This is a genomic window from Paenibacillus luteus, assembly GCF_006542765.1.
GTDB classification, from domain to species: Bacteria; Bacillota; Bacilli; order Paenibacillales; family Paenibacillaceae; genus Pristimantibacillus; species Pristimantibacillus luteus.
In genome coordinates this window covers 138,887-151,676 of sequence record NZ_SKCD01000077.1, presented here as the reverse complement: position 1 = coordinate 151,676, position 12,790 = coordinate 138,887, and the positions used below count along the sequence as shown (strand labels likewise).

14 protein-coding genes are annotated in these 12,790 nt (G+C 49.7%); 9 read left to right on the top strand and 5 right to left on the bottom strand.

Translation table 11 applies throughout. The features are described 5' to 3' along the window. Positions 1-98: 98 nt before the first annotated feature. Positions 99-1,505, top strand: a complete 1,407-nt coding sequence (locus tag E0496_RS32705) for a L,D-transpeptidase (RefSeq protein ID WP_141506118.1) — start codon at positions 99-101, stop codon at positions 1,503-1,505. A 6-nt stretch (positions 1,506-1,511) separates the two neighbouring features. On the opposite strand, the gene E0496_RS35785 is transcribed toward E0496_RS32705, so the two are convergent. Beyond that, positions 1,512-1,652 (bottom strand): hypothetical protein, encoded by a 141-nt coding sequence (locus E0496_RS35785; RefSeq protein ID WP_161601658.1) that lies wholly within the window; start codon positions 1,650-1,652, stop codon positions 1,512-1,514. A gap of 174 nt (positions 1,653-1,826) precedes the next feature. On the opposite strand from E0496_RS35785, the gene E0496_RS32700 reads away from it, so the two are divergent. Further along, positions 1,827-2,924, top strand: coding sequence for a quinone-dependent dihydroorotate dehydrogenase (locus tag E0496_RS32700; protein WP_175598151.1), 1,098 nt, complete (start codon positions 1,827-1,829; stop codon positions 2,922-2,924). A 17-nt stretch (positions 2,925-2,941) separates the two neighbouring features. Further along, positions 2,942-3,745 carry a GTP diphosphokinase gene (gene yjbM / locus E0496_RS32695; protein WP_141506116.1) on the top strand — a complete coding sequence of 268 codons (804 nt, stop codon included), beginning with the start codon at positions 2,942-2,944 and terminating at the stop codon, positions 3,743-3,745. A gap of 204 nt (positions 3,746-3,949) precedes the next feature. On the opposite strand, the gene E0496_RS32690 is transcribed toward yjbM, so the two are convergent. Both E0496_RS32690 and E0496_RS32685 read right to left on the bottom strand, forming a co-directional pair. Beyond that, positions 3,950-4,483: a PCYCGC motif-containing (lipo)protein gene (locus E0496_RS32690; protein WP_161601657.1), complete on the bottom strand. Its 534-nt coding sequence runs from the start codon at positions 4,481-4,483 to the stop codon at positions 3,950-3,952. After that, on the bottom strand, positions 4,483-4,998 hold the full coding sequence (locus E0496_RS32685; RefSeq protein WP_141506114.1) for a thioredoxin family protein: 516 nt from the start codon (positions 4,996-4,998) through the stop codon (positions 4,483-4,485). Before E0496_RS32685 ends, E0496_RS32690 begins: the two co-directional genes overlap by 1 nt. Before the next feature lie 143 nt (positions 4,999-5,141). Here E0496_RS32685 and E0496_RS32680 point away from each other — a divergent pair, with 143 nt between their 5' ends. The 3 genes from E0496_RS32680 to E0496_RS32670 are packed head-to-tail and all read left to right on the top strand — an operon-like array spanning position 5,142 to position 8,384. After that, positions 5,142-6,797 (top strand): RsmB/NOP family class I SAM-dependent RNA methyltransferase, encoded by a 1,656-nt coding sequence (locus E0496_RS32680; RefSeq protein WP_141506113.1) that lies wholly within the window; start codon positions 5,142-5,144, stop codon positions 6,795-6,797. Position 6,798: 1 nt separating this feature from the next. Next, complete coding sequence (locus E0496_RS32675) at positions 6,799-7,554, top strand: pseudouridine synthase (RefSeq protein WP_141506112.1); 756 nt, start codon at positions 6,799-6,801, stop codon at positions 7,552-7,554. A gap of 32 nt (positions 7,555-7,586) precedes the next feature. Next, positions 7,587-8,384 carry a Cof-type HAD-IIB family hydrolase gene (locus E0496_RS32670; RefSeq protein WP_175598150.1) on the top strand — a complete coding sequence of 266 codons (798 nt, stop codon included), beginning with the start codon at positions 7,587-7,589 and terminating at the stop codon, positions 8,382-8,384. Between the two features lie 66 nt (positions 8,385-8,450). On the opposite strand, the gene E0496_RS32665 is transcribed toward E0496_RS32670, so the two are convergent. Further along, complete coding sequence (locus E0496_RS32665) at positions 8,451-8,540, bottom strand: sporulation protein YjcZ (protein WP_141506111.1); 90 nt, start codon at positions 8,538-8,540, stop codon at positions 8,451-8,453. A 314-nt stretch (positions 8,541-8,854) separates the two neighbouring features. Beyond that, positions 8,855-10,699 (bottom strand): DEAD/DEAH box helicase, encoded by a 1,845-nt coding sequence (locus tag E0496_RS32660; protein WP_141506110.1) that lies wholly within the window; start codon positions 10,697-10,699, stop codon positions 8,855-8,857. Positions 10,700-10,828: 129 nt separating this feature from the next. Here E0496_RS32660 and E0496_RS32655 point away from each other — a divergent pair, with 129 nt between their 5' ends. The 3 genes from E0496_RS32655 (at position 10,829) to E0496_RS32645 (ending at position 12,760) form a co-directional block, all read left to right on the top strand. After that, entirely contained in the window at positions 10,829-11,023 is a 195-nt protein-coding gene (locus E0496_RS32655; RefSeq protein WP_141506231.1) for a YwbE family protein, read from the top strand. Positions 11,024-11,084: 61 nt separating this feature from the next. After that, positions 11,085-11,390 carry a hypothetical protein gene (locus E0496_RS32650; RefSeq protein ID WP_141506109.1) on the top strand — a complete coding sequence of 102 codons (306 nt, stop codon included), beginning with the start codon at positions 11,085-11,087 and terminating at the stop codon, positions 11,388-11,390. Positions 11,391-11,536: 146 nt separating this feature from the next. Further along, positions 11,537-12,760, top strand: coding sequence for a GNAT family N-acetyltransferase (locus E0496_RS32645; RefSeq protein ID WP_161601656.1), 1,224 nt, complete (start codon positions 11,537-11,539; stop codon positions 12,758-12,760). Positions 12,761-12,790: the final 30 nt, after the last annotated feature.

Genomic DNA, 12,790 nt, shown 5'->3' with positions numbered 1-12,790 from the left:
TTTTTGCATGCTTTTCTACTGAAATGATTGAGGGGGATTCATTCATGCTTCCATCCTACCGATAAAGAAGTATTACCACTAGTTGGGAGGAGCGGGGGATGGAGTCTCCAGATGATATTTTTTATTTAAAGCAATTTGTAAACCAACATCCTAATAACCAAATGGGCTGGTATTTGCTTGGCAAACAGTATTTGCTTGCCGGCAAGGAAGGTAAGGCGAACTACTGCTTCCTCAAAGCTGGCGAGGTATATGACGCGTTTGAGGATGAGAGCCATCCATTATCGGATAATCAGCTGCAGCAGCTCAAAGCATGGGATAAACAGCATAAGAAAAAAAAGCTTGCCCGAAGAACGGCTTTGTTAGCAGGTTTGCTGCTCTTTGTTGTTGTGATGATTCCGGCTAATGGAGCTTTAAAGAGAGAAACTACTCCTGAGCCACTTATTGTCGCCGAGAACCAGCAGCTTCCGGTAGGTGTGGTATTCGTTACACAAAAGGATCGACAGCCAGTCGGCAGTGTGTGGAACGCTCTAATTGCTGCAGCTGCCGATGCGCCGCTTCTGACTATCACAGCGAGGCTGGAGGAAGAATCGGGCTGGCGTAAATGGAAAGGAAACACAAAGCTGCTTATGGCTGTTCGAAAGGAAAATGGGGCTTCTGAGCTGCAGACAACGATGCTTGATCGGCAAACCTGCGATTGTGAGCCGTCCGACGTATCCGCTGTTGCGAAAGAATACGAGAAATGGAGCCAAGAGCAGGAGACCCATTGGACGTTAGCGAGCGCAATTATCCAATATGAGCGAAAAAATAAAAAATGGCCTGAGAAGCTGGATGATTTGATTCGGCCGTATCCTAATAATTATCTTGCTGGCGAAAGAGGCGGGATGCGTGCTTTATTTGCCGGAGTCAGTCTCAAGGTGAAAAATGCCAAGGCGCAGAAGGATAAGTCTGTTCGTGAGCAGGGAGCCGGTAAAGGTGATTCAACTGCTGTGGATGGGAAGGAAACTCCGCAAAAGGAAAAAAGCCAACTGGTAGGCACGAATGGAATTTTGGATAAAGAGTGGAATCAGCCGCTTGAAATTATTGTGGACAAAGCTACTCATCGACTGGCGATTGTTCAAGGAAATATCATCGTTAGGAGCTTTAAAGTAGGCCTTGGCGGAGAGGAAACACCCGAAGGAAGCTTCTATATTAGTGAAAAAGTGAAAAATCCGAATGGGAGCGACAATGGGATTTTTGGAAGCCGCGGCATGACGTTGTCAAATACGCTGTATGCCATTCATGGGACCGATGAGCCAGATAGCATTGGCAAGGATGAATCGCTTGGTTGCGTAAGGATGAGCAAAGAGGATGTGGAAGAATTGTTCGACATGGTTCCGCTTGGAACAGTAGTTAAAATAAAAAACGGGACGCTTCCGTCCAAGGTACAGCAGCCAACGGAAAGATTCAAGCTGGAGCCGCGCCAAAACGAAACCAATCCCGCAAAGGTATATAAATGGTTGACTTAATGGTACTTACGAGGTAAAGATCAGAAGCAGCGCGACCGCTACGACAACAACGCCAACAATGGAGCCGATCCACGCTAGTGCTTTCTTGTTGATTTCTTCCTTAGGTTTGGCTTTCATCGTTGCAGGTTTTCTTTTTGGAGAACTCATCGACAATCAACCCCTCTGTTTCATAATAATAATGATTATGATCCCATTGTAATCGTTTTCCGGACAAGCCGCAATATAATGGATGCTTGCACCCTTGGTGCAGGCTCTTTTCTTTTTGCTGCAAAAACGCTAAACTGTCAGATAGAACATATATCTGAGATCGGAGTGAGTAAGTTGCTTTATTCTTCAATTCTTAAGCCTATTTTTTTCCGTTTGGACCCCGAGAGAGCCCATCATCTAGTTATTGACGGCTTGGCAGCAGGAGGAGTCGTACCGGGACTGAATGGGCTGATGCATGCAATGTACGGCGTAGCAGAGTCGCCGGAGCTTGCAACCGAGTGGTTTGGCATTCATTTTCCTCATCCTGTAGGTTTGGCAGCTGGTCTCGATAAAAACGGCAAGGCCGCAGACGGCTTCTCAAGCGTTGGCTTTGGCTTCGCTGAAGTGGGTACCGTAACGCCGAAGGGACAAGCAGGCAATGAGCAACCGAGGTTATTCCGTCTTCCTTCGGACGAAGCCTTAATTAATCGAATGGGCTTTAACAATGAAGGCACAGCTGCAATGGCAGAAAAACTGTCACGACGCAAAATCAATCGGATTCCGATTGCTGTCAATATCGGCAAAAACAAGACGACACCAAATGAGTTGGCTCATGAGGATTATCAGGCCTGCATTCGCGACCTCTATACATATGGCGATTTTTTTGTCGTCAATATCAGCTCGCCAAACACGCCGGATTTGCGTGATTTGCAGCACGGCGAAGAACTGAGAAATTTACTGAGCGCAGTAAAACAGGAAATAAACGAGCAAGCGGCGAAAATAGGAAAGAAAGCAAAGCCCGTTCTGGTCAAAATCGCTCCAGACATGACAAGCGAACAGCTTGAGCTAACGGTGGGCACGATAATGGAAAGCGGGGTGTCCGGCATTATCGCGACGAATACGACGTTGTCCCGGAAAGGACTTCAGCACGCTAACGCCGGCGAGTCTGGGGGATTGAGCGGCAAACCGCTTCGCGACCGCTCAACCGAGGTAATTCGAGCGGTGTACCGTCAGACCGGCGGACAGCTGCCGATCATAGGGTCTGGCGGCATTTTTACAGCGCAGGACGCATACGATAAAATCCGCGCAGGAGCTTCCCTGGTTGAGATTTACACCGCGCTTATTTATAAAGGACCAGGCGTGCTTAGGGAATTGACCAGCGGATTGAAGGAATGTTTACGCAAGGATGGCTACAGTAACATCGCTGAAGCAGTCGGCGCAGATCACGTTTAAGAACAGGAGGCGGCCGGATGGACGGTAGAGACTGGAATCTTTTTTTACAGCCTTATGAACAAGCGGTTGAAGAACTGAAAGTGAAGTTTAAAACGATGCGGGTTGAACTGAAGATAAGAGAAGCTTACGCACCGATTGAATTTGTCACCGGCCGGGTGAAGCGCATTTCAAGCATATTGGAAAAAGCCAAGCGCCTTAATGTCCCGTCAGATCAATTGGATAAAGGCATTGAAGACATAGCAGGCATTCGAATTATGTGCCAGTTTGTTGATGATATCCACCGGGTCGCAAGCTTAATCCGGACGCGCAGGGATTTGACGCTTGTCTATGAGAAGGATTATATTACGAATTTTAAGGATAGCGGATATCGCAGCTACCATATGATTGTCGAATATCCCGTTCAAACGGCGCTAGGGTACAAAATCGTATTGGCTGAAATTCAGATTCGAACGCTGGCGATGAATTTTTGGGCAACAATCGAGCATTCCCTGAACTATAAGTTTAAGGAAAGCTTGCCAGAGGATGTGCGCGACCGCTTGAAGAAAGCGGCCGAAGCCGCATCACAGCTCGATACGGAGATGACGAGCATTCGCAAGGAGATTTTGGATGCCCAGACAGAATTCGAGGAGCAGTCAAATGTCGTATCCAAGGTTCTGAGCGGCATACAGGATTTATATTTTTACCACCGCGTCCGCGAGGCCGCGCAGTTCCAAATGAGATTCAATGAAAAGTTTGAAAGAGAGGATTATCATGGGCTTAGCAAGCTCTCGCTTGATATTCAGGCAGCGATCGGCAAGGCCAAAAAAGCAAATCAAAATTAGTCGTAGGCGGGTCTACCTGCTTATATGAAAACATGAGGTGTCTTGGCAGCGGAAATGCTGCCATGATGCCTTTATTTTTTATGACCCGCTAAATGGGCGATGTATAGAGAGATGAACTTCCTATGACATCAAAAACAGCTGCCAGGCAAAGTTCTGTTGAACCTGCGGAGGCAGCCGTTGTGAGAAAACAATAGAAAGGCAAGACTAGTCGCTGGATTTCTTTGGTTTATAAGAAGCGTCTATGGCTTCTCGTATTTCATCAGCCGTCTTGCCTTGCTTGCTTAAGGCGATAACTTCTTCCATCTCTTTCTTGCAGATGCCGCAGCTGGTACTGTGGTTCGTCCAGGTTACGGCTCCTTCATCCGCAGGATGCTCGGCGACATAGCAGCGCAGAAGCGAGTCATGCGGGGTTTCGACTGCGAGCCCATCCGAACAGCCGCAATAGCAGGTCACACCGCTCATAATGTCAGCATGGGCGTGTACAGCCTTGTATAGGTCGCTTGTATGCGGTGTGTAGTCGGCGAGAAAACCGGGAAGCTTGTCATACGACTCTGTCGTCTGCCAAGTTTCGGAGCCGTGCTGGTGCTCGGCCCCTGTTTTGTCGTCGCTTGCCATGCCGCAGGCGGTGAGCAGGGTTATGAATGCAAATGCCAGCAGCAGGCCGTACATGATGCCGCGAATCCGAGAGTTTTTCTGGTTCTCGGCAATCTGTTCCTCCGTTAAGCGCTGGCGCTTCATCATTTGTTCTCAGCTCCTGAATATTTGTTGAAGAATGCCCGGAAATCCTCAAGGGAATAACCTGAAGTTCCTGCTTCAGCAAGTCCGCCTTCAAGTTTATCGATTTGAACGCCGTCCTTGAAATAAGCGAGCGTAGGCGTATATTCCACATTATATTTATTGAAGTAGGAAGGGAATTCTCTTAAATTAAATTGAGGCAGATCAATGCCCAGTTCATCTACCAGCGGCATGAGCTGCGGCGTTGTTTTTTGGCAGTGCGGGCAATCAGAAGCAAATAGATAGACAAAGAAACTTTCCTTATCTGCGACCTTCTTGTCCAATACAGCCGGTAATATGATATTCTGATAGTTAGGATCGTCAAGCTGCTTGCGCGTTTCTGGATTTAGCTGTGATACAGGCTTGTCATAAAGAGCGTTTACTTTGCCGCTGTTGTTCAGCAAGGCAATTAAACCGAATAAAATAACGACAACTCCGATATACACATAGATCATACTGACTTTCTTTTTTCTTTTCATTTGTACGGCGACCTCCGAAACGATTTTTTTGATGGACAGGCGTTTTCTAGGCAGCTTGTCCTTACTTTAATATATTATATAACAAAGCTATACTCGTATGTAAGAGCCTAGACATCATCGCAGATTGGCAGGAGGAAATGGGTATGATCGGCAATTTGCCTCGTAAATTCACGGAAAAAATGGAAAAGCTGCTCCATGAGGAATATGACAATTTTATGTCATCCTATGCAGACCCAAGAGTATATGGTTTGAGAATCAACCGTTTGAAGCTCAATGCTGCGCTGTGGAGAGAGCTATCTCCAATAGGAGAAGGGACGCGTCCGATCCCATGGGCCCCAGACGGACTGTATTACGCAGAGGGAGAGCGTCCTGGCAAGCACCCTCATTACCATGCTGGCCTTTATTATATTCAGGAGCCGAGCGCTATGGCTCCTGTGGAATTGTTGGACGTGCAGCCTGGTCAGCGCGTGCTGGATTTGTGTGCGGCACCAGGCGGTAAATCAACACAAATCGCCGGGAAGCTGCAGGGAAGTGGAGTGCTCGTCACAAACGATAATGCGCGGGAACGAACCAAGGCACTCGCCAAAAATATCGAGCTAGCCGGTGTCCGAAATGCAGTGGTGCTCAATGAGGAACCAGAGGCGATTGCCGCTGTCTTCCCAGAATGGTTCGATCGAATTCTTGTCGACGCGCCTTGCTCTGGCGAAGGCATGTTTCGCAAAGATGAATCGATGATCGCGGATTGGGAGAAGCATTCCATCGAACGATGTTCCATCATGCAGCGTGATATTTTGCGACATGCATCAGCGATGCTTGCACCTGGGGGGCGGATCGTGTATTCCACGTGCACCTTCTCACCCGAAGAGAATGAACAACAGATCGCCACTTTCCTCGCAGAGCATGTTGATTTCGATATAGAGCCGGTACCGCAGCAATTTGGATGGCAGCCGGGCAGAGCGGATTTAGCCGGAGAGACGGCTCAGCTTGATGCTGAGCGGCTTCAATCGATCAAAGGTACGGTAAGGCTATGGCCGCATTTAATTGAAGGAGAAGGCCACTATGCCGCTGTGCTTGTACGCAGAGGGCAGCGAGAACAACAACAAACCGATGCCATTCATAATGTTGGGCCACGAACTCGCCCTTCGGCGCAGGGAGTATCTGGAAGACTGAAGCGGGAGCCGCAGCCAAACGGACCAAAGAAACTAGAGAAAAAGCAGGATTACAGAGATGAGCGGCGCGCAGCCAAACGCCAGACCCGTAACGATTGGGAAAATGCCTCTTCCAATCACGCTATAAAATCCCGTACCGGCGGCAGCGTTCGGACTGACAACAACCAGGTTGCTTTAGAGGCAGCGTCACCTGTTGAACTCTGGAGCCAACACGCGGAGCAGTTCGCGGCGGGTGCGCTTTCTTGGCCGGGCCGTGTGATGGCCTATGGATCGCGAGTTTATATTCAGCCGGAAGAAGTGCCGCCGCTCGATGGTCTGCGAGTCGTCAGAGCGGGATGGTATGTGGGTGAGGCCGTTCGCGGACGCTTTGAGCCGTCGCATCCCCTTGCAATGGGACTTACACGGGAAGCTGCGGTGCGTTGGGTGAATTGGAGCTCGACAGACGAGCAGACACTTCGGTTTTTGAAAGGTGAAACCCTATTTGTGGAGGAATCGTCTGTCCAGGTGAAAGAAGGCGAACCGTCCAAGGGTTATATCTTGGTTTGTACAGATGGTTATCCCATTGGCTGGGGGAAATATGCCGGAGGCATGATCAAAAATGAGCTGCCAGCAGGATGGAGATGGGTGTAGGATGAGCAAAAAAATTCGAATCGATAAGCTGCTTGCCCATATGGGCCTAGGTACACGCAGTGAGATAAAGAAAGCAGTAAAGTTTGGAAAGGTGACGTTAGCAGGCAAGGTGATCAAGGATAGCGGCATCATCGTAGACCAAGATACATCGGAAGTTGCTTTTGAAGGCGTGCAGGTTATTTATAGGGACGTCGTATATTTTATGCTCAATAAGCCACAAGGAGTTATTTCGGCGACGGAGGACGGACGCGAGCGTACTGTCATCGACCTTCTGGAGCCGCAGGATCGAATGCGCGAGCCGTTTCCGGTAGGCCGTCTGGATAAGGATACGGTAGGTCTGCTGCTGCTGACGAATGACGGCCAATTGGCACACGAGCTGCTGTCCCCGCGCAAGCATGTAGCTAAAACGTACGAAGCCTTAGTTCATGGAGATGTTGGAGAGGCAGATAAAGAGCAGTTTTCTATTGGTGTTACACTTGATGATGGTTACGTTACAATGCCTGCTGTACTTGAAATTGCCAGACAGGAAATGCGGGAGGATGGAAAGTATTCCAGCATCTCGCTGACGATCATGGAAGGGAAGTTTCATCAGGTAAAAAGAATGTTTGAAGCGGTAGGCAAAACGGTCGTCTACTTGAAAAGAGTGTCCATGGGGCCTCTCGCATTGGATGAGTCACTACCGGAGGGTTCATACCGGGAACTAACCTTGGAAGAAGTGGAACTGCTTCGGGCGCATAGACGAAAATTTGATCAATAACCATACAAAGAGACAAAAATTGGAGTGAGACGATGAGCTTGCAATACGATTTAATTGCATTAGATGTTGATGGAACGCTGTTGACCGACGATCATGTACTAACGAAAGCGATCCGTGAAACGGTTCACGAGGCTGCGGACCGCGGCGCTCAAATCGTGTTGTGCACGGGCCGCGGACCGTCAGGTGCGCTTCCGATATTGGAAGAGCTTGGACTAGGCGGTACAGTAATTACGCATAATGGAGCCGCAACGATTAATTCGGATGACCGGTCAGTTATCCATCAGTTTGATATGATTCCAGAGCATTTGAGTGATTTCGTAGTTTATTGCCGTGATCGCGCGATCCATTTTGATTTAAATACGGCCTTTGAAATGATGGTGGAGAGCATGACGCCTGAAGCTGAACTTATGTATGGCCGTTATCAAGCGAAGCCCTCTATACAGGACTTCCGGCTAGCTCTGCCTAGCGGTCTCGTGAAATTTACGGTTTTTGGCAGCAAGGAACAAATGGACACGGTTCAAACGGAATGGGCAAGCTGGCCGCAAACTCTTCACTCGATAAGAAGCGGCGATTACTTCATCGACGTTCATCACGCGGAGGCTAATAAAGGAAGAGCATTGGAACAGTTGGCTGCAATACGGGGCATTGACCGAAGCCGCATCCTTGCCATAGGCAATTATTATAATGATATTACAATGCTGCAATTTGCCGGAATGGGCATTGCAATGGGCAATTCACCTGAGCAGGTGAAGCTGTCAGCCAAAGCGGTTGCCCCTTCGAACAGCGAGGATGGCGTAGCGCGTGCACTGCGTGAATATGCATGGACTTAAATCGCCAAAAAACCGCCAGAGCCTAGTGCTCGGCGGTTTTTTGCTATAATGAGGATTTTACGATCATTAGAGAACGGATCTAGAAATAATAACCAGAAGAATGAACAATACCAAAATTACGCCAACCGACGTAAAGCCTCCATGTACACCGGACATGCCAATTCCCCCTATTCATGATTTTCCGACTGTGGGATGCTGTGTAAATGGGGTACTTCCCGCTGTTCGGTATAGGGTATTGTATGTCAAAATGTCCCGATTCGATTGGACATTTGTCTCGGTCTGAAGACATTTAGGCAGATCTCTTCTCGTTTGGTGCAGCAGTTTGTTACGGATGGTACTCCGACATTTGCTAGGGAGATGAATACGCCTTCTCTGTGGAAAAGCTGGGCGAATTGGAGTGGACTTTAAGATAAAAAAGAGCGGATTTCGAAGGGCATGGGCTGCCGTGCAAAATCCGCTCTTTTATGGTATTAACGTCCGCGTCCACCGCGCGGTTTATTCGATGGGCCGCTGTTACGCGTGCTTCCTCCGCGTGCACCAGCTGGTGCACTGCTTCGGCCGCCAGTTGGTGCACCGCTTCGTCCACCAGCTGATGAGTTGCCACGCTGTCCGCCTCGACCGCCAGCTTGGGCTTTGCCCCGAACTGCACTACGTTCGTTGCTCGCTTTGAGATCGTTGCGTGCCGCTTCCCAAGGGCTGTCTACCTTAGTATTAGCGCGGCCTGCTGCATGCTCTGCGCCCCGCGGGCTTCCAAAGCTGCTGCGGCTAGAGCCGCCGCGTGCCGAACTGCCACGGTTCCCGTCGCGCTCACCGCCACGTGAGCTATTCTCGCGGCTGCCTGTACGTTCGCTACGAGCTGAATTGCTGCGATTGCCTGTACGCTCTGCAGTACCCTTATCAAAGCGCTCACCACGCTTTGCTGCCCAGCCGGAGGTTTCTGTTGCTGCTTCAGAGGAAGCTTCGCTGCGTACGTCTGCAGTTCTTCCTGTACGTTTGCCGGCAGCAGGGCGTACCGTTTCGCGCTGGCCTCTGCGGCCTCCTGGTTTAGCACCGCGCTCCGATTGGCCGGAACGGTCGCGTCCGCGTCGTCCGCCTTCGGCAGGTTTGCCGCTTGCGATGCGAGCACCGCCTTTGCCAGCGGCTCCGCGGCTCTTCTCTGGACGATCGACAGACTGTGAGCGAACAGAGGTCTCTACGCCTTCGCTGTCGATAGCGCGACGTGCGAGCTTGGCGTTGATGCTCTGCTCAATAAGAATCAAATGATTTTTGTCATATGGCGTGGCAAGAGTAATCGCAGCGCCATCGTGACCCGCGCGGCCCGTTCTGCCGATACGGTGGATGTACAGCTCTCCGTCTTGCGGAACGTCATAGTTGTAAACGTGGGTAACGCCTTCTACGTCAAGGCCGCGTGCCGCAACATCCGTTGCAACAAGCACTTGGAGCCGTGCGTCTCTAAAGCGCTTCATGACCTGCTCGCGCTTGGCTTGCGTCAGATCGCCATGCAGCTCATCTGATTCAATTCCGAGCTCTTGAAGCTCCTTGTTCAGTTTCTTCGCGCGTACTTTCGTCCGGCAGAAGATAACCGCCAAATACGGCTGATGCCGTTCAAGCAGATGAACAAGCGTCTGCTGCTTTGTTCTGTCTGTCGTTTCGTATACGATCTGCGTAATGCTGTCGAGCGTAACATTCGTGCTCTTAACACGGATATCAACAGGCGTTTTCATGTAATCTGCAGCCAGTTTGCGGATTGCATCCGGCATCGTAGCTGAGAAGAGCATTGTTTGGCGAGCCTTGGGCGATTGAGAAATAATGCTCTCTACATCGGGCAGGAAACCCATGTGCAGCATTTGATCGGCCTCGTCAAGAACGAGCATCTGTAGTTTGCCTAGGCTAACGGTTTCACGCTTCATATGGTCGATTAAGCGACCGGGAGTAGCAACCACGATATGAGGCGACTTTTGCAGCTTGCGAATTTGAGCATCGACATCCTGTCCGCCATAAGCGGCAAGCACGCTTACGCCAACGGCAGGAACAAGCTTCTTAAGCTCACTTGTTATTTGAATGGCAAGCTCTCTCGTCGGAGTCAATATAAGAGCTTGTACCTGCTCTTTTTCTATGTTAATTCGTTGCAAGATAGGCAAAGCAAACGCGATCGTTTTGCCTGTGCCCGTTTGTGCTTGCGCAATGACATCCTGCCCGTTAAGAAGGAGCGGAATGGCTTGTTTCTGAACCGGAGTCGGTTCGGTAATTCCATCTTGGTGGAGCAAATCGCTTAGCTTGGGGATGATACCCAAAGCGTTGAATGCGTTAGACATTAATACATTTCCTCTTTTCGTAAACATCGTTTGATGTTAAGTATAACAGTTGTCCCTATAATGTGCATCTTTACTTTGTATATGCTATGCTAAAAGCCAACATTAAGAGCAGCAGAGGAATGATAGATGATGAATGGAACAGAACGCTCCCAGATCAAGGCTGGGCTGGAAGTCGATATCGTATTGAAGCAGGATCAACGAACAGGCAAGCTGACACGGGGGATCGTCAAGGACATTTTGACCAATTCGCCCAAGCATCCTCACGGCATCAAAGTAAGGCTTGCGGACGGTCAGGTCGGCAGAGTCAAAAATATTCTGGTTTAAACAAGCTTCTGATGCACGAACTTATCCGATTAACACTTGTCAAACGGGAAGGTGAGCTGCAATGGCATTTGGCATTAAACGAAAAGAGATGGAGCAGTGGAAGACGGCTGTCGCGCGTGGAGAAATCGCATTTTTGACGCATTACTGGCTCGACCCGCGCTTTCCGGATATGCGGACGGTGACGAAGGTAGGCTGCTCCGATATGGAAAAGCTCTCGCGATGGTGCCTCGACAATGGCCTCAACCCACGCTATATACATGCCCGCTCCGAATTTCCGCATTTTGATCTGCTCGGGCCGAAGCAGCGCGAGGTATTGCGTAAGGCAAACATGCAGGATCAGCTTGAGCGGTTTGGCATGGCTGAATAGGAAAGAGGCAGCGGCTGCTCATGGAGCGGCTATTTTTTTGTCCGAGAGGGCGGTTGCAAAAAGAAGTGGCTGCCTAAGAAAGTCTACAGTAAAATAAGAGAACCGTTGGGAAAAGCTTACATATGCGTGAGGAGAGGGGAAGACGGATGTTTTCAGAAAAGGAACAGCTATTGCAGGAATTTGGGGAATGGACAGCGTTTGTCATCGATTTGGCGAGATATGACAAGCAGTTCTGGAATCAGAGCTTGGGTGCAGGAAAATGGTCGGTCCGTGAGGTAGTAGCGCATATTTTGCGCTGGGACGATTATTTCTACGAGGAAGCGATAGCGAAGCTGGGTGCCGGATTGCCGCTTACGGTCAAGCATCTGGATTATGACGCGTTCAATGAGCATGCGAAAGGTTACGGTATGAACACCGCAATTGCAGAGCTCTCCAATCAGGCAGTGCAAAGCCGCGAACGGATCATGAGGTCCATCGCTGCTCTAACGGATGAACAATATGAAACAACCTATCAGGATGCGGACGGGCATCCATTTGAAGCAGCTCAATACATGAAGGATTTTATTTGGCATGATCGGCACCATGTGGAACCTATTCGCAAGCTTATTCACGCACGAATTGAAGAAATGAGCCTGAATGGCTGGCCAGCTCTCCAAACCCTCGTCTATGATGGGTGGCTGCTCCGCTTTAACAAGGGCTATACGAAGCGCTCCAACTCGATTCATCCGATCTATGGCCATACGCTGGAGCTAAATGAAAAAATCCGTATTTGCGAGGAGCGCTACGAGAAAGCGGGGCTTCAGACTACTTTCAAAATAACGCCATTCATCCAGCCGACCTCGCTCGATGAAGAGCTTGCAGCACGCGGCTATGCCCTCGTTGACCAAACGGTTGTGCAGACCGTTCATCTATCCGGTGTTCTGTCGCCTGCTTCCGCAGAGATTTGGCTGGAGAGCGATCCGTCGGAGAGCTGGCTTGCAGCTCTCGCTGTATTTAGCGGGTTAACAAACGAACAGGCGAGCATAACGCGCCAGATGTTGGAGCATTCGCCCCTAAAAGCATGTTTTGCGCTGCTGCATGATAACGGAATCCCGGTCGCCTGCGGATTTGCCGTCATAGAGGACAATTGGATCGGCATCTATGATCTTGTTACAGATCCGGGCAGCCGCAATAAAGGGCATGGCGAGCAACTGGTGCTTCATTTGCTAAAGTGGGGCAGAAGCCAAGGAGCTCAACAAGGCTATCTGCTAGTAGTAAAAAACAATGCGCCGGCAAAGCGGCTGTACGAGAAAATAGGCTTTGTGCCGCAATATGAATACTGGTACCGCATTCGCCAGGACGAGCCTGATGTGAAGAATTCCCGCATGTAACAGGTACTGTAATGGAATGCTTAACAACAT

Bases quoted from the DNA above. Each gene is read 5' to 3' on its own strand.
- E0496_RS32705 (WP_141506118.1), top strand. From the start codon at position 99: ATGGAGTCTCCAGATGATATTTTTTATTTAAAGCAATTTGTAAACCAA.
- E0496_RS35785 (WP_161601658.1), bottom strand. From the start codon at position 1,652: ATGAGTTCTCCAAAAAGAAAACCTGCAACGATGAAAGCCAAACCTAAG.
- yjbM (WP_141506116.1), top strand. From the start codon at position 2,942: ATGGACGGTAGAGACTGGAATCTTTTTTTACAGCCTTATGAACAAGCG.
- E0496_RS32690 (WP_161601657.1), bottom strand. From the start codon at position 4,483: ATGAAGCGCCAGCGCTTAACGGAGGAACAGATTGCCGAGAACCAGAAA.
- E0496_RS32685 (WP_141506114.1), bottom strand. From the start codon at position 4,998: ATGAAAAGAAAAAAGAAAGTCAGTATGATCTATGTGTATATCGGAGTT.
- E0496_RS32680 (WP_141506113.1), top strand. From the start codon at position 5,142: ATGATCGGCAATTTGCCTCGTAAATTCACGGAAAAAATGGAAAAGCTG.
- E0496_RS32675 (WP_141506112.1), top strand. From the start codon at position 6,799: ATGAGCAAAAAAATTCGAATCGATAAGCTGCTTGCCCATATGGGCCTA.
- E0496_RS32670 (WP_175598150.1), top strand. From the start codon at position 7,587: ATGAGCTTGCAATACGATTTAATTGCATTAGATGTTGATGGAACGCTG.
- E0496_RS32665 (WP_141506111.1), bottom strand. From the start codon at position 8,540: ATGTCCGGTGTACATGGAGGCTTTACGTCGGTTGGCGTAATTTTGGTA.
- E0496_RS32660 (WP_141506110.1), bottom strand. From the start codon at position 10,699: ATGTCTAACGCATTCAACGCTTTGGGTATCATCCCCAAGCTAAGCGAT.
- E0496_RS32655 (WP_141506231.1), top strand. From the start codon at position 10,829: ATGAATGGAACAGAACGCTCCCAGATCAAGGCTGGGCTGGAAGTCGAT.
- E0496_RS32650 (WP_141506109.1), top strand. From the start codon at position 11,085: ATGGCATTTGGCATTAAACGAAAAGAGATGGAGCAGTGGAAGACGGCT.
- E0496_RS32645 (WP_161601656.1), top strand. From the start codon at position 11,537: ATGTTTTCAGAAAAGGAACAGCTATTGCAGGAATTTGGGGAATGGACA.